The organism is Halosolutus gelatinilyticus, from assembly GCF_023028105.1.
GTDB lineage: Archaea > Halobacteriota > Halobacteria > Halobacteriales > Natrialbaceae > Halosolutus > Halosolutus gelatinilyticus.
Window position 1 is genome coordinate 3416089 of the sequence record NZ_CP095491.1, and the last position, 25505, is coordinate 3441593.

Sequence of the window (25505 nt, forward strand, 5' to 3'; positions counted from 1 at the left end):
TTAGACGGCGTCGTCGGCCTCGCTTTCGACGGCGAGTTCGCGGAGGGTATCCTGCAGGTCCCGCGCTCGACCGGGTCGCAGTCCGGGGATGCGAACGTCGGCGTTTCGCGAGCCGGCGGTGTAGACGACGACGCTCGAGAGCCCGAGCGCGCGTTCGACGGGGCCGAACTGGGTGTCGACGTGCTGGACGCGGACGAACGGCACTGCCGTCTCGACGAACGTGATCACGCCGCGCTCCAGGTACAGTGCGTCCGGTTGGAGTTCGAACTTCCAGACCCGGTAGAGCCGGAGGGCGTAGGCGATGCCGAGGCCGACGCCGATCGCGATCACGCCCAGCAGGATCGCGGTCGGGACGTCGGTGAACCACCGATCGATCGCGACGAGGGCGGCACCGACGACGAGCGCGGCGATCGCGGCCTGCGCGATCCAGAGCACTCTGATGCGGGGATGTAGCGACTCCATACTCGAATCGTATCAACAGCGTACGATAAAACTCCCGTTCCTGGCGACGTCCGAGTCGGGATCGGATCTGTCCCTCGACGGCGCGACGGGCGCTACCGAGATTTGCTTTTTACTGGTGATCTTCGGGAACGGCCACGGAGCGGCAGTACTCCTTCGCTGTGGTCGGCGGATCGCGTTCGGGAAGGAGCCTTCGCGAACGGAAGCGGTTTTAAATAGAATGAACGTTTATTTACAGGCGTCAATGGAGTAGTCTGTAAGAAGTACAATACCATTTCCTAATATTTTTGTTATATATTTTATAGCGTCAATTTCTCGCCGTTCGTAGAAGCAAGGTTCTCTCAGCTACGGGCGTGGTTCAGCGGCCGATAGCTGCCGGAGATCACGGCGGCGCTGGTGCCGTGCTTCTCCAGGATCTCTCGAACAGACAACCCGCAACCCTCTTGTTCTCAATCAGCACTCCATCGTTTCGGGCGATTCAATCGTGGTAGATCGCCAGCGGGTACAGCCGGTACCGTCCGTCAACGAGCACGGTTTGCGGTTTCGCCGATTGTGGCGCGCTTCGCGTCCGGTACTGATCCGTAGATCAGCTCTGTGGCACCGATTCGTAACCGTGACCGTGTCCGACCGACGATACATATCTGATATTTTTATAGCATTCTAAAATTAGATATGAGAAGATTAGATAGGATACTGAAGATGTAAACACCAATCTCGTTTTCAAACCGGATCCCAACTCGAGCTGGCCGGTGCGAGGACAGTCCCGAACCGATCGAACTGGATCGCCGCGCCTGATCGGTTCGTTTTTCCATTTCATATTGAAATTCGATTAATACAGATATTTTCCTCCACTGTGAAATGTTGTTCTCCATGTCGGAGTCCCACCTACGCGCAGCGCGTCCCTCCACCCGGACGAGCATCGGATCCGTGACGGCCCATTCGCAGTGAAGGCCCGTGCGGCCGGTTCCGATCGCCGAAACTCGACGATTGGAGTTCGTCGCGGCGAAATGGGATCAGAAGGCGCTGTCGGCGAACCCGCCGTCGACGGTGAGTACCTCGCCGGTGACGAACGACGACGCGTCGCTCGAGAGGTAGATCGCCGCCCCGATGAGTTCCTCGCGTTCGCCGACGCGTCCCAGCGGCGTTCGATCGTCGATCCGGTTTCGTTTCTCGGTTCCGTCCGCGTAGGTGTCTGCGTTCTGCGGCGTGATGAAAAAGCCGGGCGCGATCGCGTTCACTCGGATCTCGGGCGCGAGTTCCTTCGCCGAGGCGCGAGTGAACGCTTCGACGCCGCCTTTGGCCGCCGAGTACGCGGGCAGGTTCGCCATCGCCAGCCGAGCCGAGAGCGAGGAGATGTTGATGATGCTCCCGCCGTCGTCCACCGCCGGGGCGAACGCCTGGGTCACGCGCCGAACGCCGTCGAGGGCGACGTCGGTGACGAACTCCCAGTCGTCGTCGATTCCGAGGACGGTCTCGCGAGAGATCGCCCCCTGTGAGGCGACGACGACGTCGATTCCTCCGAGCGTCTCCTCGGCGACCTCCCGAGCCGCCTCGAGCGACGCCCGGTCCGTGACGTCGCAGGTGACCCGGGCCGTCGCCGCGCCGTGGTCCTCGAGGAGGGCGGCGGTCTCGTCGACGTTCTCCTCGCCTCTGCTCGTCGCGATAACGTCCGCGCCGTCGGCCGCGAAACCGACCGCGATCGCCTGGCCGAGTCCGCTGGTTCCGCCGACGACGACGGCGCGTTTGTCTGCGACAGTCACTGGCGCGTGCGTATACTCGTCCATACGCCAGTCACGCTCTCGCGACCCCAAGAACGTTTTCATCGGCGCCGGAGCGTCGGCCGACGGGCGACTCGGCGGTCCGAATCAGGAGTAGTTGTGTTCGAGTTCGATCACGTTCGCCGCGCCAAGCACGGATTCGGGGAGCTCCTCGTAGAACCGTTCGTCATCGACGCGATGGACGGGGCAGGCGACGCTGATCGCGGCGATGCTTCGATCCGAGTCGTCAGTGATCGGTGCCGCGATACACCGCAATCCGTGGAGTCGTTCCTCGCGATCGATCGCGTACCGCTGCTCGCGAACCGTCTCGAGTTCCGCGTGCAACGCCTCGTGATCGGTGATCGTGTGGGGCGTGAGTTTCGCCAGTCCGTGTTCGTCGAGGATCTCGTCGATTTCGGCTCGGGATCGAAACGCGAGTATCGCCTTGCCGAGCCCCGTACAGTGCAGCCTGACGCGCTTTCCCTCGTGGGTGTCTAACTCCACGGCATTCTGCCCTTTCGCCTGATACAGGTAGATCCCCATCCCGTTCTTTTCGACGAGGAGGTTCACCAGTTCGCCCGTTTCGTCGGCGAGTTTATCGGCCTGCATCTGACCGGTATCGTATATCGACGTCCGATCCCGCGCGTACGCGCCGAGCCCCAGAAACGAGAGCCCGATGTGATACTCGTCGCCGTCTTTGGTGACGTACTCGTCGTTCGCGAGCGTCGTCAAGTGGTTGTGCACCGCACTCTTTCCGATATCGACGCGCTCCGCGATCTCCGAGACGCCAGCGCCGTCGAGTTCTTGGATGGTCTCGAGGATCTCGAACGTCCTGCTGACGGTTTGGACCTGTGGTTTCGGTGCAGCCATGCGCCCAGATCACACCGGTCACATATATAGGTTGGTCCGCGGTTACGGATCGAGTCGTCTCCTGTTCGGCAGTCCGCGTGCGATGGAGATCTTCGAACGGTGCACAACTGGATTCTTCATCACAGAACGCGATCTACCTCCACGGAACGCGACGCGTACAATAATCCGCGTGACTCCGTGGCGCGCCCGGCTCGCGCCGGACACCTCGCCGAGTGGGCGGCTGACGGACTACGAATCGGTTTCTCTCGTCGTCCGATCGGGCCCGGTCGAAATACGCGAGCAATCCGAAACGCGCTCGCGGAAGAGTTGTTTACAACCATATGATCGTAAACTATCGAGCCGCTTCGAACGGGCCGCAATTACGACTACGCATCGAGAAGTCGTTTTCGCGGGTCCGTCGCGGATTCACCGAGCCGAGAGCTCGCTATCGCGGGTGCTGATTCCGTATCACGCTCCCCACTGAGAACAATCGTGTCGAGATTCTGTTCGAGTGTTCTGTAAAATAGAACAGGATTCTCGAAAGTCGTCCGGCCTCGGAAGCCACGGTACAGACCCCGGTCGACGAGAACGAGCGATCGGCCCGTACAGGGCCGCATCGAACGCGTATCATCGGGGTCAAACCGCCTCCTTCAATAGAATTATAATCGTCGGTTAAAGAGTCGGTGTATGCGCGCGCTTGCGAAAACGAGCCGAGAGTACGGCGCGATGGAACTCGTCGATCGAGACCGACCGAAACCGGCCGCCGGAGCGGTGCTGATCGAAGTCGAGTACGCCGGACTCTGTGGCAGCGACGCGGGAATCTACAAGTTCAAATCGGCGTTCGAGCGAATGTCGCTTCCCACCGTGATCGGCCACGAATACACCGGTCGCGTCGTCGACGTCGGCGAGGACGTCACCGAGTTCGAGCGAGGCGACCGCGTCGTCGAACGACCGATTCGCGCTTGCGGCACCTGTCACCAGTGTCGGATAGGCGACGAAAACGTCTGCCGGGACGCCGTCATCACCGGCGTCGATCACGACGGCGCGTACGCGGGCTACATCTCCGTGCCGGAGACCGCGCTCCAGCACGTTCCCAACGACGTCGATCCGCGACACGCCGCGCTCGTGGAACCGACGAGCATCGGCGCTCGGGCCGTCATCCGGAACTCGCGCGTGGACGCCGGGTCGCGCGTCATGGTCGCCGGACCCGGCCCGATCGGCCTGCTGACGGCCCAGATAGCCGACGCGCAGGGCGGCGACGTGGTCGTCGCCGGCGTCGGCAACGATACGAGCTATCGACTGCCGCTCGCCGAGGACCTCGGCTTTCGGACGCTCAACGTGGAGGAACACGACCTCGAGGCGGCCCGCGATGAGATGACCGGTGGCGTCGGATACGACGTCGTTTTCGACACGACGGGCCATCCGTCCGGCCTGACGATGGCCGTCGACGAGGTTCGAAAGGGCGGCCAGATCGTCGTGGTCGGACAGACCGGCGAAACGACGATGGAGTACTCGCCGCTCGTCCGCGCGGAGATCGACCTCCAGTGTTCGTACGCCTCGACCTGGAAGGACTTCGAGCGATCGTTCCGGCTGGTCGAATCCGACGATGTCGATCTCGAGACGCTTCTCGACGACCGATACTCGCTGCTCGATACCGACGAGGCGTTCGAGGCGTTTCTGGCCGGCGATACCTGCAAGCCGGTATTCGACGTTAGCGAACTCAGAGCGTAACGCGATCACCGGACGTTCGCTATTTGCCGGCGTAGGCGGCGCGGGTTTACGCTGAATCCAACCGTGACGCGTGGCCAGTACGGCCAGCGACGCGTCCATCACCGACTTCTTCAGCGCCGGTTCGGCTGCACGCTACTCGGCGTCGACTCGCACGTAGCACGCCGACGTCGCACGGATTCACGCGCCGTGGAAGCGCGCAGTTTTCGTCGCGGCCGGAACGGTTCTGGTTACTCGTCGTTAGTTCGACGATCGTCGTAGTAATGTTTTAGTGATTAGCGATGCTCGTCCGCGGTATGGAGTACGAGTGTGCTCGTTGCTCTCGAACGCTGTCCGTCCGAGAGTTTCCCCCGACCTGTCCGCACTGTAGACACGTCCCTAAACAGGGTGCCGACTAATCGATCCACGCGTCTCAATGCTGACTCGGCCGACAGACCGGCCGCAGCGCCAGCCGACGGGCGAAATCGACGCCGTCAGAACGAGGGGACCGGAACCGAATCACCGTCTCGAAACGGGCGAAGCGAGAGGTCGCCTCTCGTCCCTCGCGCGTCGACGCCTCCCGCGAGTTTGGATCGAATCCCGGTACTCGTATCCGAACCTCCGCGTAACGGGAGTCCGCAGTATCGATCGATCGTTTCCTCTCCCCCGCCCTAGCGGAAGAGCACGAAGGTGACGCCGGATCGGCGGACCGAGCTCGAAGAAGCAGGTTCCGCGCAAACGGAGACGGTTCGAGAAATCGTGAGGAGAACTTTCGTTGCGCCCGCATATATCAACATAACCTCGTAAAACGAATAACATCAGTTAATTTATTAATTCTACCGAACAGCGTTCACACCGGTTGGCTGTGAAATCGAAGTCGTGTCGGTCACCGGGCAAACCAGTGGACGACCGACATCGACGGGATACGCGATGGCGACGATATCGCGTTTCTCCCGGATTTTCGGTCGATCGTACTTGCGACGACCACCGTTCGAGACGAATTTCGTTCGGATCGAATCAGTCGACGCGAAACCGTCTCAAGTGTACGGGCAGCGCTTCTCGTTGTCGAATCCGAACTCGGACGCGTTAACTGAGGTGCGATCCGGCACACGATCGTCGATCAGCGTCGTGAACGCAGGTATCGGCAGTCATCCGCTTCCAGCTACGACATCGTATCGAAAATAGATACAGCATTCAAAAACGATATTTCTGTAGAGAACGGAATCCGAGATTATGAAGGCTCGTGGGTGTTCTCGCCTCGCAATAGACCGCTCGAGCCGGTCGACATCGAAACCGGTTCGTGCAGTTCGGGTGCCGAGCGCGCAGGGAGCGATACGGCTCGCTCCTCGATCCGTAGCCAACCGCCGCCGACCGTCAAAATCCTGCGGAATGTCGTGCTCGTGACGAGCGGTGCGTACGGGACCGGACCTGCGAGCGGCAGAACTCTCGTCCTCGCCGGCAGCGCGGAGCTCGATCGCCGTAGCGCCACGGACGGTCTGACCCGATCCCGGGATCGGGAACGGGTCACGCCTCGTAAACTATTCGCGCGTCGCGTCGTACTCCTCGGGCGTGTACGTCGAGAGCTCGAGTGCGTGGATATCGGTCGTCATGTGATCGTCGAGGGCGTCGTAAACCCGCTGGTGTTGCTGGACCAGCGGGAGCCCCTCAAACGAGGGTGAGACCACCGTTGCCGCGAGGTGATCGTCGTCGTGCTCGTCGCGCGCGTGCGTGACCGTCGCCTCGGCGTCCTCGAGTTCCGATTCGATGAGTTCCGCGACGTCTTCCGGCTTCATACGGAAGAGGTTGCGCGCTCGCGCCAAAAACGCCGCGGTCCCGAGAGCGTCGATCGCGGCGTTTATACCGCAGCCATCCGGTGTCGACGGTATGTCACTCGCGAGCGAGACGCGCCGGGCCGTCGACGAACACCCCTTTCTCGTAACCGCGCTGCGCGCCGGCGTCGTCAATTATACGGCCGCCGCGCGGTTTCTCGACGTCGACGGCGAGACCGAGGCGGTCGCGACGGCGATCCGTCGCTACGCCGAGGAGTTACCGGTGTACGACCCCACTACGCGCGAGGTTCGCGTCAGGATGGAAAGCGGGATCGGTCCCGTCGAAGAGACTGCGGCTGCGCCCTCGGCCGACGGGCTACTCACGGTCGGGGGCGTCACGCTCGCTCCCGGCGACGGCGATCGGACCGCGATCGTCGCGACCGGTGACGTCGAGCCGACCGCGCTCGCCGAAACGCTCCGGGCGCTCGCGATCGCGGACGTCTCGACGACGGCGGCCGCGGTCGCCGATGGGACGATGATCGTCGTGGTCGACCGGCTCGACGGAGCGATGGCCCTTCGGACGGTCGAGTCGGCGCTCGAGCGGATTCCGAGAGCCTAACTGCGCGGCTCGCCGTCCGACGCGACGACTGGCGTTTCTCGCCCGGTCACGACCGGCCGCGCTGGTTCTCGAGGAGGATCACGGCCCCTCCGGCGTGTTCGTACACGATCTTGTCCGCGTCTTCGAGCCACGGGAGATCGACGTGATGGAGGTGTATCCGCAACCGATACCGCTCGTCGGACCCGTCGGCGGTCGACAGCGCGGCGACGAGCTCGTCAAGCGTTGCGACGCCGGACCGGGATTCGAGGTGCTCGAGTACGCGATTACGGCGTGTTATCGGATCGCTCCGGTCGGGCGACGAGGACTCGCTGCGCAGTACGATCGACGGGAGGTGGTCGTCCTGGATCATCGTCGGCCGACTAGACCGACACGGCGTAAAAAGGGGTTCTGACCAACGCGTCCAAGGGTGCGATCGAATCTCAGTCGGCCGGGTTCGTCGCGGGATGCGACGCTTCGGCCTCAGCGACGCGACGAGCGAGCATCGCACGCGTCTCCCCGGAGAGTCGATTGACGACCGCGCGTCCGTCGCGTTCGCGTTCGACGAGTTCCTCCTCCGCGAGTCGCGAGAGGTGGTGGGTGATCGTGCTCGGATCGCGGTCGAGCGCGTCCGCCAGTTCCGAACCGGTGGCCGGTTCGCGCTCGGCCAAGGCCTCGAGCACCGTCGCCGTCGACTCGTCTCTGAGCGCCGCTGCGAGTATTCGTTCGTCCTCGTCGGTCACGACGGGGTACAATCGCCGTTTCCCGCGAACCTTCGACGAGGCGACCAGCCGTTCGTATTCGAGGACCCGCAGGTGATACCGGGCGGTCGATCGCGAGACGTCCGCGTCCCGGCTCAACTCCGCGAGGTTGACGCCGGGCATCGATCGAATCGAATCGTGGAGGGTGGCGCGAGTTTCGTTCTCGAGCGGGTCCGTGTCGTCGTATCGGCTGTATCCGATTCCGAGGGCCGACCACGGAAGGGTCTGGAAGCAGCGACGTGCGGCCGCGACCGTCGTCTGGATCTGGAACCAGAGCGACTGCAGGAGGAGCCAGACCGACGACGACGGCGTCGCGACGACCACGGGCGAGGTGCTGGTCAGCGATCGACCGACGGCCACCCCGCTCAGAGTCACCAGGGCGACGATGCCGGCGGTTTTCCCGTCCGGCGTCGGCAGGCCGCTTCCGAACGAGCCGTCGAACGCGGAGGGTGGCTCCCCGCCGGATCCGACAGGGCGGGTTCCATCCGGTTCTGACGGCGGCCCGCCGACGCGGTCGATCGCCCCTTCGGGCGGCGTGAACGCCGGTTCGACGGCGTCGGTGCCACGGCCGTTGAAAGCGGCCGATTCGTCGTCCGAAAATCGGGCGGAATCGCTCAAGACGACGTCGGACGACTGGACGGCGTTCGGTCGTTCCGAGCCAGCGTTCGAGGTCGGCGTTTCCGCCGTGAGCGCGGTCTCGCCAGGGGTGCTCGAACTCGTACCGGAGTCGCTCGAACTCCCGAGAGTGCCCGACATGACTCCCGGTTCGGGTGCCGGCGCGGTGGTCGTGATCGACGCGTCGGAACCGCCGGTATCGCTCGCCGCGATCGGACTCGAGGAGCGGCGATCGAGCCCCGGGGATCCGGCCGTCGCGGCTCCGAGTCCGGCGTCCGAGTCAGTCGCTGCCGCCGTGACCGACTCGGGTTCGGCGACGGAACCCTCGATCGAGCGATCGGCGCCGGAGGCGGCGGTCGTCACGGGGTCTGATCCGTCCGGTGACGGCCGTAATACGGGTGCCGTCGTGGTCGTGCTGGTTCCGGACGTGCTGGGCGTGTCGACCGTCGGGTCGAGCCCGCGATCGATCGGTCCGGCGGTTCTGTCGTTCGGCCCAGTGGTTCCGTCGATCGGCCCCGTGGTCTCGTCGACCGGCCGATCGGTAGTCGACTCGATCGAAGGAGTTCGGACTGCCGTCCCGTCGAGGACACCCGATCCGTCGTGAGCTTCCGATCCGTCGCGAACGCCCGCGCTGGGAGCGGCGGTCGATGGTGACGCCGACGGTGCGCCGCCGATAACGGGTTCGGTGATCGGCTCCGACTCGAGCCCTCGCGCCGAATTCGGGGGCGTCGGAGCCGATTCGACGTGCGTAGCGCTCCCGTCGATCGCGGAGGGAGCGTCGCGAACGGCGGGATCGTCGAGCGCAGAGGATTCGCCGCGAGCAGTCCCGTCGATCGACCGGATCGATGGCGAAATCCCGACGAACGAATCGTCGTCTTCCGCGGGATTCTGCGGGGGCGTCTCCGTTCGGGTTGACGGCGAGGGATCGTCCGTCAGATCTCGAACGTCAGTCGCGTCACCGAGCGACTCGCCGGCGACCGCTCCAATCGGTTCCCCGGATTCGCCGACGGACTCGGGTGCGCGCAGCGAGCCGCGATCGGTCTCGGGCGCGTTCGTGGCTCCGCGGGCGGCGCTTTCGAGCGGCTCGGTCGCCGGTACATCGTTGCTCGGACCGCGCGGGTTCTCGACGTGGGCGGCTTCGTCGAGACCGGCGGACGGAGCGGCGACGGCGGCTCGCTCTCCGGGGAGCCCGCCGTTCTTCGGAAGCGAACTCGCCTCGGCCGGTCGTTCGCGATCGATCGGACCGGCGCGTCGGTCGATCGACTCGCCGCCCGCGCGGTCCGGCTTCCCTTTCGCGCGGCCCGCAGCCCCTTCTGCCCGGTCCGACTTGCCGCTGACGTCCGCCGGTTTGCTTTCCACGCGGTCCGGCAGTTCGACGTGGTCCGGTTTTTCGTCCCTCTCTTCGAGCGCGCTTCCGACGTTCGCCGGCTTCCCACCCGCGTGGTCCGGCTTGTCCCCGGCGCGATCCGGTTTCGGTCCCGCCTCGATCGGCCCCATTCTGGCGTTTTTCGTGTCAGCGCCGAGATCGCCGGGCTCGCCGTTCGTATCAACCGGGGCGGTTCCGTCGGCGGGGTCCGCGCGATCCCTTGGGGGGTGCCCGGCGCGTCAGTTCCCGGCTCGTCCGCGACACCGGCTCGTCCCGGTGCGTTCCCGGCGCTCGAGCCTTGTGACGGCACCTTCGGTTCGAAATCCGCCTCGACGGGCGTCGACTCGCGGGGTTCCGATACCTGGCTCGACGGCGTCCCGTCGTCCGAGTCGGTCGGCGGTCCAGTGCTGACCGGTCCGTCGGCTCGCTGCTGACCGATCCGATCGGGACGATCGTCGGGTGCGGGCGACGATTCGGACGATCCGCCGTCGGTCGCGCCGGACTCGGGGGCGGTACCGACGGGGTCCGGTCCTCTCGGCGATGCGTCACCGTTCCCGTCTCCGGCGGGCTGTCCACCGCCGTTTGCTCCGCCTGTAGAATCGTCCTCGTTCGCTCCGTCAGCGGACTCGTCGTTGCCGTTCACTTCGCCACCGCTTTGACTGGCCGGGTTTCCGGTATCGGCGGCGTTCCCGCCGGTAGCCGTAGCATCGTCGCTACCGCCCTCGCCTCCGTTAGCGGCGGGCCTTTGCCCCGGCGAGGGATCGGCTTCGGCATCGGGTGGCCGGCTCTCCCCGCTTTCGGCGGACCCTGCGTCGTTCGCGGGGCTCCGATCGCCGGGAGCCGGGGTATCACCGCCATCGGGAGCAACCGGAGAGTCGGCTGGAGCGGCAGCCGCCACCGACGTGGTCAGCAGACATACCATCGCGAGCGCGACCGCGACCAACACGAACCGACGCGGAAGTCGAGACCGCGTGCGCGTAACCCGGGCGCTTCTCTGCGGTGTGGTGCTGTCAGCGTCAGCGGAAGATGGGAGTGTCCGAATCATAGGCGACGGGATCGTGGATCGGATTGAACGGGCCAGCCGAGCGCCGGCGTAGCGGACGCGGAGAGTGTAGCGGAATTGTCGATCCACGCAGGTCGCCAGCCCGTACCGACCCGCCTCGAATAAATGTAGCCGCTCATTTCTCAGACTTAGCCCGGGTTTTCGATCCGTAGCGCCGCGTTACCGCGAGAACAGCAGCGTAAATCGTCATTACCGCCGTCGGGCGTTTATCCTCCGCTTCCTCCGTCCGGTGCAATTGATCATTACCGATCGGAGTATCCTCGCAGTCCGTGTTGGCGCCCGTTTACGACCTCTCGGTGCGGACTCGATACTCGGGGCGCCGTCGGTTTGAGCCCCGGAAACCCCATCACACCGTTTAACTTCCGTCCGCGAGAAATTAGCGCCATGACCCTGCACGTAACGAACACGCTGACGGGCGAGAAAGAGGCCTTCGAGCCACAGGACCCCGAGAACGTCCTCCTCTACTACTGTGGCCTGACGGTCTCGGACCCGCCGCACCTGGGCCACGCTCGATCGTGGGTCCACGTCGACGTCGTGCACCGCTGGCTCGAGCACCTGGGGTACGACGTCCGTCACGTCGAAAACTTCACGGACGTCAACGAGAAGATCGTCGCCCGCGTCGGCGAGGACGACCTCGGCGAGGACGAAGCCGAGGTCGCCCGGACGTACGTCGAGCGAACGCTCGCGGACATGCGATCGCTCAACCTCCTCCGGGCGGAGGTCTACCCCCGCGTGTCCGAGCACGTCCCCGAGATCATCGACCTCGTCGAGACCCTGGTCGAGAGGGGCTACGCCTACGAGTCCAACGGGTCGGTCTACTTCGACGTGACGACGTTCGACGAGTACGGCAAACTTTCGAACCAGGAACTCGACGAGATCGAGTCCCAGGGTGACCCGGACGAGCGATCGGAGAAGCGCAATGCCGCGGACTTCGCGCTCTGGAAGGCCGGGGGCATTGACGCGGACGCCATCCGCGAACACCGCCACGAGGGCGCGGCGGACCCCGAAGCCGCCTGCGAGACGGCGCTGACCTGGGACTCGCCGTGGGGCGAGGGACGGCCCGGTTGGCACATCGAGTGCTCGGCGATGAGCACGACCCACCTCGGCGAGACCATCGACGTCCACGTCGGAGGCCGGGATCTCGTCTTTCCCCACCACGAGAACGAGATCGCCCAGTCCGAAGCCGCGACCGGCCGGACGTTCGCGAGGTACTGGCTCCACTGTGAACTGTTCCAGATGGACGACGAGAAGATGTCCTCCAGCCTGGGCAACTTCGTCACCGTCGACGAGGCGGTCGATCGGTGGGGAACGAACGTCCTTCGGATCTTCCTCACGGCGGGCTCGTACAATAGCAAACAGGTCTACGGGGACGAGCCGATCGCCGAAGCCGAGGAGCGGTGGGATCGGCTGCGGCGAGCCCACGAGGCCGCCGTCGACGCGATCGACTCGCCGGACGCGTCGTCGAAGGCCAAAGACGAGGAGCTTCGAACCGGCGTCGAACGGGCGCGCGAGGCGTTCGCGACCGCGATGAACGACGATTTCAACACGCGCGAGGCGCAGTCGGCGCTGCTATCGATCGCGACGGCGATCAACCGTCACCTCGAGAGCGCGGCGGCCACCGGGGACGGAGGGGCGGACGGGTACGACTACCGCGGCCTCCGCAATGCCCTCGACGCGCTCGAGGAACTCGGCGGCGTCCTCGGCCTCTCCTTCCGGGGCGAGACGACGGGGACGGCGACGGTCGCCGGCGACGTGGTCGAACTCGTCCTCGACGTGCGCGAGCGGGAGCGGGCCGACGGCAACTACGACCGGGCCGACGAACTGCGCGACGAACTCGAAGCGCTCGGGATCGAGGTTCAGGACACGGACGACGGGCCCGCGTACCGACTGCCCTGACGGCCGAGTACGACCCACGGGTTCTACTCGATCGACTCGCACCTGACCGTAGAACGTTCCTACACTGACTCGTCGGTCGAACGGACCCCGCGAAACTTATGCGTGGAGGGAGGGTCTCCACGCGTAGCATGAATCGACGACCGTTCGTCGCCGCGCTCGCCACGGGGTCGATCGGCGCGACCGCCGGCTGTTTCGGGCTGTTCGACGACGCCACCTCGTTCGTCGCGTCGCCGGCGATCGTCGATCCCGATCGGGCGGCCGACGCCGGCTACGAGTACCAGGGGACCGTAGAGCGGGTCGAAACTAGGGAGGTGCCCAGAACCGACGAGACCGTCGAAGCCACGAACTACATCAGCGAGTACACGCGGACGATCGAGGTGGGCCTCGACGTGCTCGACGAGAACAGCCCCGAGGCGGGGGCGTTCGCCGTCATCACCACGCCGCAAGTCCAAATCGCGGGCCGGGATTTCAATCCCGTCGGCGACATGTCGAACGCGGAGATCACAGAGCGCATCCAGAGCCAGTACGAGGATCTAACGATCAACGGCTCGGTCGGGACTCGAACCGTCGACGGCCTCGGGCAGTCGATCGACGTCGAAACGTTCGCGGGCGAGGCGAAGTTTCTGGGACAGCAAGACGTCGACGTCTTCGTCGACGTCGCGCAACCGGACGACGGCGACGACCACCTCGTGATCGTCGGCGCGTACCCGGACGACTCCGGCCTGCTCGCGGGCGACGAGGAGGGCCGGATCGACACGATGATCGGCGGGTTAGAACACGGCGACGACGTGCCGGTCGAGATCGTCGACGCGGACGAACGGTAAGGCGGGCCGTCGATCGGAGCCGGACTGCCAACCGGAGCGGACGCGAGGAGTCCGATTCTTAGAGTCCGAGCGCCGTGACGAGCGAGACCCCGCTCGCGACGGCGCCGAGGAGATAGCCCCCGATGGCGCCGCCGTTGAGCAGCGGGAGTCCCGCGTGGGGTCGGCCCTTGAGAACCATGTACATGAGGACGAGCAGACCGGCGATCGTGCCGAGGAGGGCGCCGAGCGCGGGCGCGTTCAGCACGATTCCGGGAACCGCGATCGTCCCGGCGTCGAGGAAGAAGGCCGCGCTCGCGACGAGGATCGTCGGGATGACGGCGTCGCCGAGGCCGATGAACAGCGCGTCGCGACCGAGTTCATCATCGTCCGCCGGCTCGGCGTCGTTTCGATCGTCGTTTTCGGCGCCGGCTGCGCCGTCGCCGTCGTCGGCTGCCTTCCTGCCGCCGTCTTCGAGGACGTCGTCGGTGCTGCCCGCAGCGAGATAGGAGTACGAGAGGGTCGTCGGGACGACGAGCACGACGGGGATCTTGAGGTCCATGACGCCCTCGGCCAGGTCGAGCATGTGCTCGGTGCCGTAGACGCTGATCGCGTCGTAAACGGCGAGTACGGTCAACAACAGCAGTGCAGGAAGCAATCCGAAACTGATCCCGAACAGCGCGGCCGCACCGGCGCCCATCAGGACGCCGGTGGTGTCGATGACGTACCACTCCGGATACCACAGCAGGGCCGCGCCGACGCCGATCGCGGCGACGGCAGCGGGGACGTTGACGCCGGCGATCTCGGCGACCGGCGGGAGGAACTCGGTGAAAACGAACCAGGCGAGCATCACGCTGACGCCGATGATCAGGAGCCTGATGAGCCACTGGAGGTCGAACTTGAACGCCGCGAGCATGATCCCGGTCGCGACGAGGATGATCGCGAAGTAGACGATGCTGTTCGTCGGATTCTCGGGGTCGTCGACGGCCTGGCGCTCCGAGGCGTCGAACGGCTCGACCAGCGCCAGCGCGCCGAGTTGAACGCCGAGAAACAGCAGGACCGTCAAGCCGACCGCAGCGAGTACCCGTGTCCGATCGTTCATAGCCCGGCGTTCGAACCCCGATCCTATGGGTGTTTTCGTTGGCGTCCGATCGGCCGGGCGAATCGCGACCGTCCGCCGACGATCGATCGCCGCGTCGGCCGTCGTCCGAGCTACCGCGCGTACAGCGTCGACGTGACCAACGACGGGAGGTGGACGCCGTCGTCCGGCGTCACCGCCAGATAGGGACGATCGACGGGCCCGAACACGTCGACGACGCGGCCGACCCCGTCGAGCGACTCGTCGAGGACCATCGTGCCGATTTCGTCGCTCGCGTCCTCGCCGTCGTCCGCCCGCAGGATCGCCAACCCCTGTGCGGTGCGGACGACCTGTCCGACCCGGCGCATCAGTCTCGCATCGCGACGACGTACGCCGCGACGGCTTGCACGAGGTCGTTCTTCGTCGAGTCGTCGGCCCCGCGAACGACGACCCGGCCCCGATCGGCCCAGTGCTCGCGCGAGTAGGCCTTGTCTCGCTCGATCGTGGCGTCGTACCCGATCTGCTGGACGGCCTTCGCGATCTCGTCGACCGTCGGCTCTTCGACCGCGAGGTCCTGCGATACCCGTCGCCCCTCGGCCCGCGAGAGGGCCGCATCGAGGTAGGCGGGCCAGATGACGTTCTCGACCATGCGGTCACCTCGGTGGGCCTGCGGGTAAACACTTTTCAAAACTGTCGCGTCACCCCGTGGGCGGCGACTCGCTCACGAGGCGATAGATCCGCCCGAACGACGGGCCGTTACGGTCGTCGCGAGACCGCGCCGACGACCGCGAGCAGCGCGGCGACGGCCGCGGGAGCGCCGAGTCCGGGGATCGAATCGTTCGCCTCGGCGCCCGCGTCGGTCTCGTCGTCTGCGTCGGACGCGCCGGATTCGTTGCCGTCGTCGGATGTCCCGGATCCGTCGGCGTCCTCGATCGCAGCCTCGGCCTCCTCGTACGCGTCGGGGTGTACCTGCTGAACGATCTCCTCGATGGCCTGGACCACGAGGGGCCCGGGCTGATTCATGAAGTTGGCGTCGACGGCGACGAACTGCTCGTTCTCGTACGCGGTCGTCCCCATCGCCGCCTCGCCGACCGGCGGCTCCTCGAAGGAGTCCCCGTAGATGATCCACTCGGGATCTTCCTCGACGACGACCTCGTCGCTGATCTCGGCCCAGCCCTGGATTCCGGCTTCCGCACCGAGGTTCTCGACGCCGGCGGTCGTCAGGATCTCGTGCTGGAACGTCGCTTCGCCGGCGGTGTAGCCGCCGCCCATCGCGTAGAGCGCGAGCGGACGCTCCACGTTCGCGGTCGCCTCCTCGATGATCCCGAGGCGCTCGTCCATCCAGTCGAGCGTCTCCTGGGCACCCTCGCACTCGCCGACGATCTCGCCGGTCAGCCTGACGTTCTCGGCGACGCCGTCGAGCGACTCCTCGGTGGGGAAGACGTAGACGGTCAACCCGGCGTCGCGGAGTTGATCGATCACGTCGTCGTCCGCGACGTGGCTCGCGGCGAGGACGACGTCGGGATTGCGATCGACGACGTCCTCAGCGACGGGAACGCCGTTGCCGTCCAGCTGGAGGGCGAGGTCCTCGTCGGGGTTGAGGTACGCGGTGTACTCGTTGACCGGCATGCCGGCGAGCTTCCCCTCGGCGCCGATCTCGAACATGATCTGGGCGTCGCTCGGCTGTAGTACGACGACGGACTCGGGTTCCTCCTCGATCGTCACCTGTTGTCCGGTCGCGTCTTCGCCTTCGAACGGGTACTCGCAGGTCGGTCCCTTCTGTGCGATGGTCGTCCGCTCCGCTGCGTTCGCCTGTCCCGCCGCGACTGCGGTCGGCGCGAACGCGGCTGCCGCAACCAGCACCGCCACGAACGCGATCAGTGATTTTCGCATCGCTGGAACACTCGAACGCTCTCCAACAAATATTTGCCTACTGCAAGCGAGATTTCAGTCGTGTCAGACCGAGGTCGCATCGTCTCGTGGTCGCTCGCGCTGACGGGAGTGCTCGTCTGCGTCGTCGTCGCGAGTGCCGCGCTCGGCCCGGTCAGAATCGATCCGGTGACGGTCTCGAAGGCGATCCTGAACCTGGCCAGGATCGGCACCTACGACGTGTCGACGCCCCACCAGACGATCGTCGCGGACATTCGCCTCCCGCGGATCGCGCTCGCGGCGACGGTCGGCTTCGCCCTCGCGACCGCCGGCACCGTCATGCAGGGGTTCTTCCGGAATCCGCTCGCCGATCCGTCGATCATCGGCGTCTCGTCGGGCGCCGCGGCTGGCGCCGTCGCGGCGATCGCGTTCCCCGCGATCGTCCCGTTCGGAAGTCTCCACCTCGCCGCGTTCGTCGGCGCGATCGTGACGGCGTTTCTCGTCTACGGGATCGCGACCGACGGCGGGCGCACGCCGGTGGCGACGCTGTTGCTCGCCGGTGTCGCCATGCAGGCATTCCTGGGCGCGCTCATCTCGTACATGCTCGTCCACAGCGGCGACAGCCTCCGACGAGCCGTCGTCTGGATGATGGGCCACCTCAGCAATACCACCTGGAGCGACGTCGGCTTCGCGCTTCCGGTCACGATCGTCGGCACGGTCGTCCTCGGGGCGTACGCGCGCGACCTGAACGTCCTCCTGCTCGGCGAGGAGGACGCCTACCACCTCGGGGCGGAGGTCGAACGCACCAAGTTCGTCCTGCTCGCGCTCGCGACCCTCGTCACCGCCGCGGGCGTCGCCGTCGCGGGCGTCATCGGCTTCGTCGGACTCGTCGTCCCGCACGTCATGCGGCTGCTCGTCGGCCCCGATCACCGGATCCTCCTGCCGACCAGCGCCCTCGCCGGGGCCTCGTTTCTCGTCCTCGCCGACACGATCGCCCGGGCCGGTCCCGCCGAGGTCCCGGTCGGCATCGTCACCGCGTTCGTCGGCGCGCCGTTCTTCCTCTTCCTGCTCGTCCGCCGGGAGGTGCATTCGGTGTGAGACCGTTCGATCGATCCGGCCACGACGATCGCCGCGATCGGCACAATCACAGCGGAGATCGTGACGGCGACGGCCGCCGTGGCGCCGATCACCATCGCAACACCGATCGAGGCGATCCCATCGATCCGGCGTCGGTTACCGTCGAAAACTGTTCGCTGTCCTTCGACGACCTCCGGGTGCTGGAGGAGCTCTCGCTGACCGTCGAACCCGGCGAGTTCGTCGGCGTTGTCGGTCCCAACGGGGCGGGAAAGACGACGCTCCTGCGCACGATCAGCGGGGCGATCGAGCCCGACGCGGGGGCGGTGACGATCGGCGGCGTCGACGTCCACGAGGTCTCCTCGAAGGCTTCGAGCCGGCTGGTGGCGGTCGTCCCGCAGGACACGACGCTCTCGTTTTCGTTTCCCGTCCGCGACGTCGTCGAGATGGGGCGCCACCCGCACCGATCGCGGTTCTCGTCGCCCGCGCCCGCGGATCGCGCCGCGGTCGAGCGCGCGCTGGAGCGGACGCGCACGACGACCCTCGCGGATCGACCGATCGACGAGATCAGCGGCGGGCAGCGCCAGCGGGTCGTCCTGGCCCGCGCCATCGCACAGGAGACGCCGGTGCTGGTGCTCGACGAGCCGACGGCCAGCCTCGACGTCAACCACCAGATCGAGACCCTCGAGTTGATCCGAGAGCTGGTCGCCGACGGCCGAACCGCGATCGCGGCGATCCACGACCTGGATCTGGCCGCCCGCTACTGCGATCGGCTGGCGCTGCTCTCGGACAGCACGATCAGTCGGGTCGGGCGGCCGTCGTCGGTGCTCACGCGGGACGCTCTCGCCGACTCGTTCGACGCGAACGCCGTGGTGACGCCGAACCCGATCACCGGCGCTGAGACCGTGACCGCGCTCGCGACCGGCCGCGTCGCGTCGTCGCTGCCGGATCGAGCGCACGTGCTGGGATCGGGTGCCGTAGCGGCCGCGGTTCTCGCCCGCCTCGAAGCCGCGGGCGTCGAGACGTCCCTCGGCCCGGTGTCGCGCGGGGACGCGGCCGCCGAGACGGCCCGATCGCTCGGCGCCACCGCGCTCACGGTCGATCCGTTCGCGCCGCTCTCGGCCGCGGATCGGACCGACGCCGAACGGCTGATCGAAATCGCCGACGTGACGATCTGTACGGCCCTCGAAGATCAGACCGGGAACGTCCTCGATCGCGTCGACGGATCGGTCCCTCTCGTCGTGGTGAAGACGGGGCCGTTCTCCGAACGCAACGACGCGCGCGATGGGAGTCGCGCGAAGCGTCCGAGGGACGCGCTCCGCGAGCGGGCGACCGAGACGACGCCGGAGGCGGTACTCGACGCCGTCGCGGACGCGGCGGCGAACGGGTCGCAGTCGTCGATCGAGGCGGACGACGACTGATAACGGTCGCATCCCAGCCGACTCCGCACCGAACTGCCGGCCGAATCCGCTCGGCCTCGCGTAATCCACTTGTTATCGCCTGAATCCGCTCGTCCCGCTCCCGTACGTCGCTGTGACGTCGTGCTGGACCGATCTGCTGCGCTCGTCCGCGGTTCTCCGCCAACGCGTACACCTGCCGACGCGAACGAACGTAATCGTCCGCTACCGAAACGGGAGCGGCGCTAGCGCGCCGTAGCCGCAGCAGTTCCCCGTCGGATTCGGGCGGCAAACCTCGCTCTGCTGGGCGAAACGAGCGGTCGGGTTTTTCCCCGATCTGTGCATCGATCGAAGCGATATGCCCGGAAATCGATACACCAGACGAACGGCGCTGGAACTCGTCGGAACGGCGGCAGTGATCGACCTCGCGGGCGTGGCGACGGCGCAGAGCGACGAGAACGGCGAGAGCGGCGAGCAGCTGCCGATCGTCCTCGCCGGTCGAACCGAGTACTGGTACGGCGTCGCTCCGGAGGAGATCGAAGGCGAGGAGAACCCCGCGTTGAACTTCGAAGAAGGACGGGAGTACGAACTCGTCTGGATCAACGTCGACGGTGCAGAGCACGAATTGATCGTCGAGGACGAGGACGGCGGGGAACTGGAGGCGTCCGACTCGTCGGAGACGGCGGGAGAGGCCGTGTCGATGTCGTTCGAAGCGAGCGAGAACGCCGCCGAGTACTACTGCGAGTACCATCCCGAAACGATGCGCGGCGGCGTCGAGTTCGACGGCGGCTTCGACCTGTCGTCCCACGATCACGCGGAACACGAGCACGAACACGACGGAGCGGGGAACGAAACCGACGAGGACGATGGCGACGCCGGGTACTGAGGAGAACGCGAACCACGGAGCCACGAAAGCGGTCCCGTCGTTGCCTGGGGTCCGGAACGTCGGACTGCGGCGATCGGTGCCCTCGACGACCGAGCGACGGCGTTCGCGATCGGTCCGTCGCCCGCCGGCCTGTGTCTGAACGGTCAAAGTTGTAATAATTGTGTCAGTCGATGCGCCGTCGTGTTTCGGGCAGATATACCATGGAGTGCTATACAGAATCAGGAGCGAACCAGTAGTTGAGACTGGCCTTCTCAATGCACATGGGACGAGCTACCCGGAGTTCTGTTCAAGACGGTTAGTACTGAAACAGATAGTAGGATGCTGTGTGAGTGTCTCAGTTCGTGAACAGTATCTTGCACCGGCGGCACGTAGTTTCAGGTACGGTGTGCAAGACGCTCATACTTGACGTCGGGTAGGATACTGCTCGACAGACCATTGCTGAGCGCGTCCCAGATGTGGAGTTCCGGACAATTGAGGTGCGGACGAGAAGTGGTGTTCTCCTTGCTGTGCTTTCAGACGTGACTCTCCCATCAGGTGAGCAAAGGGTGAAGTTCCGCTACCGTACAACATTAATTAGCCCTGCGTTCAGCCATGCTCGGGCGCAAGCGCAGGTGATCTACCGTGCCCTCGAACAATACCAGTTCAATGCTTCCTCCATCGATACGTAGAGAGCGTGTATTCAACACGTGAACTTGGGGTCAATTCGCTGGTGTTCTGGATTGCAGAGAGACGACTCTCGCGGGATCGCGTTCGGCGTAGCAGTCGATTCTCTTATGATCCGGCATGGAATCCCGAAGGGGAGAACTCAACAGATCGCGGACTGGGGCAGTAATTGATATAGTCCCGCGGAAACCCTTTTTATCTATGGATGCCATTTCGGTACGATGAACCAGAACCAATCCGTGTGGAAGGGAGTGTTATCTGACCCACAGGTCCAGAACGCTATCATCTGGGCAGTGCTGATTATCGCCGTTTCGATTGTATCGAACGGATCAGAACACTTCGCACTTGTATTTTTTATCCTCATCGTTGCTGCCGGAATGAGCAGTACCGTCGTGACACAGGCTGTTCGACGACCAGAAAACAAGGAGAACAAGTAATCACTGAGCTGGATTCTGAGAGGTTCCACAGCTATCCACGTGCTATATTTCCGTTGGTAACATCGATAACTTGGGCATCAACAGCGCTAAATTTCGAAGACTAGACTGAAGATTTCTCGATGCGCGTCGGCGGACCGTCGATCGCAAGGGACGCCGCGGACGGGCGGAACTGAACGGTTTTTTACCCCTCGGCCACCGAGTGGCCGGCAATGAGTGCCACCGAGTACGACTACGACGAGCTCGGACTCGTCGCCGGGCTGGAGATCCACCAGCAACTGGACACGGTGACGAAGCTGTTCTGTAACTGTCCGACCGAACTGCGAGAGCCCGAGGCGTCGACGCGCCGGTTCGCGCGCTACCTCCACCCGACCCGAAGCGAGCTCGGCGAGATCGATCAAGCCGCCCTCGAGGAGAGCAAGGTCGATCGGGAGTTCGAGTACCTCGCGTACGATACCACCTGCCTCGTCGAGGAGGACGACGAGCCGCCGCATCGACTGGACGACGACGCCCTCGAGACGGCCCTCGAGATCGCCCAGTTGATGAACATGTCCCCCGTCGACCAGGCGCACGTCATGCGGAAGATCGTCGTCGACGGGTCGAACACCTCGGGCTTCCAGCGATCGACGCTGATCGCCACCGGCGGCGAGATCGAGACGAGCGACGGTGCGGTGGGCATCGAGGACCTCATGCTGGAAGAGGAGAGCGCGCAGCGCGTCGCCGAGACCGAGGACGGCGTCCGGTACAGCCTCGATCGCCTCGGGATTCCGCTGGTCGAGATCGGAACGAGTCCGGACATCTCCACGCCCGAACAGGCCCTCGAAGCCGCCGAACGGATCGGCATGCTGCTGCGCTCGACGGGCAAGGTCAAGCGCGGCCTCGGGACGATCCGACAGGACGTCAACGTCTCGATCGCCGACGGTGCCCGCGTCGAGATCAAGGGCGTCCAGAGCCTCGACGACATCGACGACATCGTCCGCAACGAGGTCGCCCGTCAGGTCGAACTGGTCGACATCGCCGAGGAGTTGGCCGATCGCGACGCGTCGATCGGCGAGACGCGGGACGTGACCGCGGTGTTCGACGAGACGGACAGTGGCGTTATCCGGGGTGCGCTCGATTCCGGCGGAGCGGTGGTGGCCGTCCCGCTCTACGGCTTCGACGGCCTCGTCGGCCGGGAGATCGCCCCCGATCGCCGCCTCGGCACCGAGTTCTCCGATCACGCGAAGCGCCACGGCGCGGGCGGCATCTTCCACACGGACGAACTCCCGGCCTACGGCGTAACGGAAGACGAGGTGGCGGGCCTTCGGGATGCAGTGGGGGCCGGTCCCGAGGACGCGGTTGCGATCGTCGCCGACGACGCGACCACGGCGGAAACGGCGATCGAAGCCGTCGCCGACCGGGCGACGACCGCGATCGAAGGCGTCCCCGAGGAGACCCGCGGCGCGAACGACGACGGGACGACCCGCTACCTCCGGCCGCTGCCCGGCGCAGCGCGGATGTACCCCGAGACGGACGTGCCGCCGGTCGAACCGGACCCGAGCGACGTCCCCGAACCCGAACTCCTGACCGAGAAGGTCGAGCGCTATCAGGACGAGTACGATCTCGACGCGGGACTCGCGGAGCAGGTCGCCTACGGCAAGCGGATGCCGCTGTTCGAGCGCCTCGTCGCCGACGGCGTCGATCCCACGCTGGCCGCGACTACGCTCGAATCCACGCTGACCGAACTCAGCCGGGACGACGTCCCCGTCGAAAACCTGACCGACGACCGCCTCGTGGACGTCTTCGCCATGGCCGAGGGCGGCGATCTCGCCAGAGAGGGGATTCCGGACCTGTTGACCGCGCTGGCGACCGATCCCGATCGATCGGCGGAAGCGGCCGCGGAGGACGCGGGCCTCGGATCCGCCGGCGAGGACGAGGTGCGCGAGACGGTCGTCGAAGTCGTCGAACGGAACGAGGCGCAGGTCGAAGAAGAGGGGATGCAGGCGTTCTCGGGGCTCATGGGCGAGTGCATGGGTGCTCTCCGCGGGAAAGCGGACGGCGACCTCGTGAGTCGACTCCTTCGCGAAGAGATTCAGAAGCGCGCCTGACGGCGGTCGATTTTCCGGACGCGATCGACGATTTCGGTGGCAGCGAGAACGCGAACCGAAGCTTCGGTTCGTCGGCGGACCGCGAGGGGTGTGACACGTCTTGTCGAAAACATTTATCAGTGGAAACGTTGCTCGCTCACCTACCCAGATGGTGATCCCCCAATGAGCCCGCAATCGTCCGACGTGACCGTGGTCTGCCACGTGCGCGCGCCCTTGCTCTTCGAACCGATCGACAGCCAGGTCGAAACGCTTCGAGCGTGCGAGATGGAGGGGGCGGTCGACGATCTCCTGCTTCGCAGTTGGCCCAAGGAGGTTGCGCTCGATGGAACCCCGCACCAGGAGGTGCTCGAAACCTACGAGCGGTTCGCCGAGTGGGCCGATCGGCGGGGCGTGCGCATCGAACCGCCGTTCCGGAAGCGGACGACCACCTCGCAGGTTACCGGGGAGACGACCGAACTGCTCGTGACGCCGCTGCTGTGTCTGGAACTGTACGCAGACGACGAGCTGGTCGGCGTGTTTCCCCACTCGTTGGGCGAGGAGACCTACACGACCGACGACGCGATCGCGAAGCTTCGGACGGGGGAACTCCCCCGGCCGCTCGCGCCGGAGCGGCCGATCGAAGCGACGGATTCGGACGGCTGTCCGGATTGTGGCGGCTCGCTGGTCGACGGACAGGGCCTGTTCGCCTGCGGCGACTGCGGATGGGTCGGAACGCTCACCGAGGCGGGAACGTACGCGCCGCACCCACAGGGATCGAAACGGGACGAGGTGCGCCGGCGACTACCCGTCGAGGGCGAACGCGCCGGACCGCGGTAGCGGCTCCGGAGAGCCGGTCGGAGGTACCCGCTCCGAAGCGACGGCTCGCGAAGAATCGGTCGACCGGACTCAGTTGTCGACGGTACCCTCGTACTCGGCTTCGACCAGCACCGCCGCTCCCCGCCGATCGAACGCGATCGCATCGGCGTCCGTCCCCAGGTTCGATTCCAGCCGATCGTCGTCGATCCGATCGGCGTTCTCGTGTGCCACGACCGCCGAATTCGTCGAACGCTCCGGATTCGGCGTCACCGTCGTCAGAATTGTCGTTCGGTTCGTCGCTTGACGACGAACAGCCCGCGAGCAGCGCTAGTCCCGCGCCAGCCCCCAGGAGGTGGAGGGCAATCCGTCGGTCTACGTCGGTCATCGAGTAGACGTGGCCACTACCCGGCTAGTACTGTGATAGGCGAAATCAGTTCGAGTCGCTGCCATCGGGCAGCTGAGACCCCGTCGTCACCGGTACAGAAGTTACTGCCATCGGTCAGTCCGAAACGTACTGGTACAGCTGATCCGAAACGTCGTCACCGGGCGGCTTACCGCTTGTCCGGCCGCTCCGTCGCTCGCCGCAAGATTCCGAGCAGCGTGTTCACTTCGCGTTCGGTGAGGTCAGCGCGACCGAAGACCCGCCGGAGCATCCGCATCGTCTTCTCGCGTTTTTCCGCTGGATGGTTGAGTTCCGCGAGCAGCGCACCCCACTGGTCATAGAGCCGATCGATCGCCGGTTCGGGCGCCCGGACCCGCTCCAGGTCCGGAAGCTGGGTATCGTCGGCGTCCAGCGCGAGCGATCGCAGTTCGTACAGCGTCACCGTCGCCGCCTGACCGAGGTTGAGGACGGGGTACTCGGCGGCGGCCGGAATCGAACAGATCTCGTCGATGCGGGCGAGTTCCTCGTTGGTCAACCCGACGCGTTCGCGTCCGAAGACGAGCGCCGTCGGCGCCTCGACCGTCGGTAACCGCACCGCGAGATCGGCGGGCGTGGAGTACGGAAACCGGACGTGATTGCGATCGTCTTCGTTCGTTACCGCCGTACAACCGATCGTGTGGTACTCCTCGGCGAGTCGATCGAACGTCAGTTCCGTCGCGTTCGGAAGGACGTCCTCGCGCGCGTGACCCGCGAAGCCGTACGCCTCACCGTCGGGGTCCAGTTCCGGCGGGTCCACGAGCAGGAGCTCCTCGAATCCGAAGTTCTTCATCGCCCTCGCGATCGTTCCCACGTTTCCCGGCGTCTGCGCGTCGACGACGGCGACTGCCGGCGGCGTGCGATCGGGACCGTTCGAGTCGACGGATTCGCTGCTCATGATCGTTGAGGGACCTTCGTCCGGTTCGTTCGGCCTTCTGGTGTCCGTTCGTCGATCCCGCTCGGACTGCTCATATACTGGAGTTCGACCCGGAGGGCAAAAGTGACGTGTTCGCCCCGAGCCGAGATGCGTGATTGGGAAGTCAATTCGAGGAGCGATCGAGGGCCAGTTCGGAGAGCGATCGTGCGTATCCGATCATGAAAACGCTTTCCGATCGACGAACGGGGTGGAGGGCTGCGTAGATCTTCTCGTCCCTTCGGTGTCGTGTT

Annotated in this window: 22 protein-coding genes; 10 read left to right on the forward strand and 12 right to left on the reverse strand. The window is 65.4% G+C overall.

Annotated elements, in window-relative coordinates; translation table 11 throughout:
• From MUH00_RS16770 to MUH00_RS16780, 3 genes are all read right to left on the reverse strand, one after another.
• Window positions 1-462 (reverse strand): PH domain-containing protein, encoded by a 462-nt coding sequence (locus tag MUH00_RS16770; RefSeq protein WP_247000539.1) that lies wholly within the window; start codon window positions 460-462, stop codon window positions 1-3.
• Window positions 463-1472: 1010 nt separating this feature from the next.
• Window positions 1473-2243 carry an SDR family NAD(P)-dependent oxidoreductase gene (locus MUH00_RS16775; protein ID WP_247000542.1) on the reverse strand — a complete coding sequence of 257 codons (771 nt, stop codon included), beginning with the start codon at window positions 2241-2243 and terminating at the stop codon, window positions 1473-1475.
• 81 nt (window positions 2244-2324) lie between these two features.
• Window positions 2325-3086: an IclR family transcriptional regulator gene (locus MUH00_RS16780; protein ID WP_247000544.1), complete on the reverse strand. Its 762-nt coding sequence runs from the start codon at window positions 3084-3086 to the stop codon at window positions 2325-2327.
• Between the two features lie 666 nt (window positions 3087-3752).
• Between MUH00_RS16780 and MUH00_RS16785 the strand changes: the two genes are divergently transcribed.
• The gene (locus MUH00_RS16785) at window positions 3753-4796 is read left to right on the forward strand and encodes a zinc-dependent alcohol dehydrogenase (RefSeq protein WP_247000546.1); all 1044 of its coding nucleotides are present in this window, start codon (window positions 3753-3755) and stop codon (window positions 4794-4796) included.
• A gap of 1514 nt (window positions 4797-6310) precedes the next feature.
• Here the strand turns inward: MUH00_RS16785 and MUH00_RS16790 are convergent.
• Entirely contained in the window at window positions 6311-6565 is a 255-nt protein-coding gene (locus tag MUH00_RS16790) for a BolA family protein (protein WP_247000547.1), read from the reverse strand.
• 91 nt (window positions 6566-6656) lie between these two features.
• Here MUH00_RS16790 and MUH00_RS16795 point away from each other — a divergent pair, with 91 nt between their 5' ends.
• The gene (locus tag MUH00_RS16795; protein ID WP_247000549.1) at window positions 6657-7160 is read left to right on the forward strand and encodes a DUF7523 family protein; all 504 of its coding nucleotides are present in this window, start codon (window positions 6657-6659) and stop codon (window positions 7158-7160) included.
• A gap of 46 nt (window positions 7161-7206) precedes the next feature.
• Here MUH00_RS16795 and MUH00_RS16800 read toward each other — a convergent pair whose 3' ends face one another.
• Window positions 7207-7509: a DUF7344 domain-containing protein gene (locus MUH00_RS16800; protein WP_247000552.1), complete on the reverse strand. Its 303-nt coding sequence runs from the start codon at window positions 7507-7509 to the stop codon at window positions 7207-7209.
• Window positions 7510-7579: 70 nt separating this feature from the next.
• The gene (locus MUH00_RS16805) at window positions 7580-10009 is read right to left on the reverse strand and encodes an ArsR family transcriptional regulator (protein ID WP_247000554.1); all 2430 of its coding nucleotides are present in this window, start codon (window positions 10007-10009) and stop codon (window positions 7580-7582) included.
• 1316 nt (window positions 10010-11325) lie between these two features.
• Between MUH00_RS16805 and cysS the strand changes: the two genes are divergently transcribed.
• Window positions 11326-12837: a cysteine--tRNA ligase gene (gene cysS / locus MUH00_RS16810; protein WP_247000556.1), complete on the forward strand. Its 1512-nt coding sequence runs from the start codon at window positions 11326-11328 to the stop codon at window positions 12835-12837.
• Between the two features lie 128 nt (window positions 12838-12965).
• Entirely contained in the window at window positions 12966-13661 is a 696-nt protein-coding gene (locus MUH00_RS16815; protein ID WP_247000559.1) for a DUF6517 family protein, read from the forward strand.
• Between the two features lie 58 nt (window positions 13662-13719).
• On the opposite strand, the gene MUH00_RS16820 is transcribed toward MUH00_RS16815, so the two are convergent.
• From MUH00_RS16820 to MUH00_RS16835, 4 genes are all read right to left on the reverse strand, one after another.
• Window positions 13720-14739, reverse strand: a complete 1020-nt coding sequence (locus MUH00_RS16820) for a presenilin family intramembrane aspartyl protease PSH (protein ID WP_247000561.1) — start codon at window positions 14737-14739, stop codon at window positions 13720-13722.
• A 110-nt stretch (window positions 14740-14849) separates the two neighbouring features.
• Entirely contained in the window at window positions 14850-15083 is a 234-nt protein-coding gene (locus MUH00_RS16825; protein WP_247000563.1) for an H/ACA ribonucleoprotein complex subunit GAR1, read from the reverse strand.
• Window positions 15083-15364, reverse strand: coding sequence for a signal recognition particle subunit SRP19 (gene srp19, locus MUH00_RS16830; RefSeq protein ID WP_247000565.1), 282 nt, complete (start codon window positions 15362-15364; stop codon window positions 15083-15085). The genes MUH00_RS16825 and srp19 overlap by 1 nt, the downstream gene beginning before the upstream one ends.
• Before the next feature lie 107 nt (window positions 15365-15471).
• Entirely contained in the window at window positions 15472-16608 is a 1137-nt protein-coding gene (locus MUH00_RS16835) for a PGF-CTERM-anchored ABC transporter substrate-binding protein (protein WP_247000567.1), read from the reverse strand.
• A gap of 60 nt (window positions 16609-16668) precedes the next feature.
• On the opposite strand from MUH00_RS16835, the gene btuC reads away from it, so the two are divergent.
• From btuC to MUH00_RS16865, 6 genes are all read left to right on the forward strand, one after another.
• A complete protein-coding gene (gene btuC / locus MUH00_RS16840; RefSeq protein ID WP_247000569.1) occupies window positions 16669-17682 on the forward strand; it encodes a vitamin B12 ABC transporter permease BtuC in 1014 nt (337 codons plus the stop codon).
• A complete protein-coding gene (locus tag MUH00_RS16845) occupies window positions 17679-19079 on the forward strand; it encodes an ATP-binding cassette domain-containing protein (protein ID WP_425603021.1) in 1401 nt (466 codons plus the stop codon). The genes btuC and MUH00_RS16845 overlap by 4 nt, the downstream gene beginning before the upstream one ends.
• Window positions 19080-19413: 334 nt before the next feature.
• A complete protein-coding gene (locus MUH00_RS16850; RefSeq protein WP_247000571.1) occupies window positions 19414-19941 on the forward strand; it encodes a cupredoxin domain-containing protein in 528 nt (175 codons plus the stop codon).
• 884 nt (window positions 19942-20825) lie between these two features.
• Window positions 20826-21041 carry a hypothetical protein gene (locus MUH00_RS16855; protein ID WP_247000572.1) on the forward strand — a complete coding sequence of 72 codons (216 nt, stop codon included), beginning with the start codon at window positions 20826-20828 and terminating at the stop codon, window positions 21039-21041.
• Between the two features lie 209 nt (window positions 21042-21250).
• Window positions 21251-23125, forward strand: coding sequence for a Glu-tRNA(Gln) amidotransferase subunit GatE (gatE, locus tag MUH00_RS16860; protein WP_247000573.1), 1875 nt, complete (start codon window positions 21251-21253; stop codon window positions 23123-23125).
• Between the two features lie 162 nt (window positions 23126-23287).
• A complete protein-coding gene (locus tag MUH00_RS16865; protein ID WP_247000575.1) occupies window positions 23288-23941 on the forward strand; it encodes an HTH domain-containing protein in 654 nt (217 codons plus the stop codon).
• 69 nt (window positions 23942-24010) lie between these two features.
• On the opposite strand, the gene MUH00_RS16870 is transcribed toward MUH00_RS16865, so the two are convergent.
• Together MUH00_RS16870 and MUH00_RS16875 are read right to left on the reverse strand one after the other, a co-directional pair.
• Window positions 24011-24151 carry a hypothetical protein gene (locus tag MUH00_RS16870; protein WP_247000577.1) on the reverse strand — a complete coding sequence of 47 codons (141 nt, stop codon included), beginning with the start codon at window positions 24149-24151 and terminating at the stop codon, window positions 24011-24013.
• Between the two features lie 320 nt (window positions 24152-24471).
• Window positions 24472-25236 carry an RNA methyltransferase gene (locus MUH00_RS16875; protein WP_247000579.1) on the reverse strand — a complete coding sequence of 255 codons (765 nt, stop codon included), beginning with the start codon at window positions 25234-25236 and terminating at the stop codon, window positions 24472-24474.
• Between the last annotated feature and the right edge of the window lie 269 nt (window positions 25237-25505).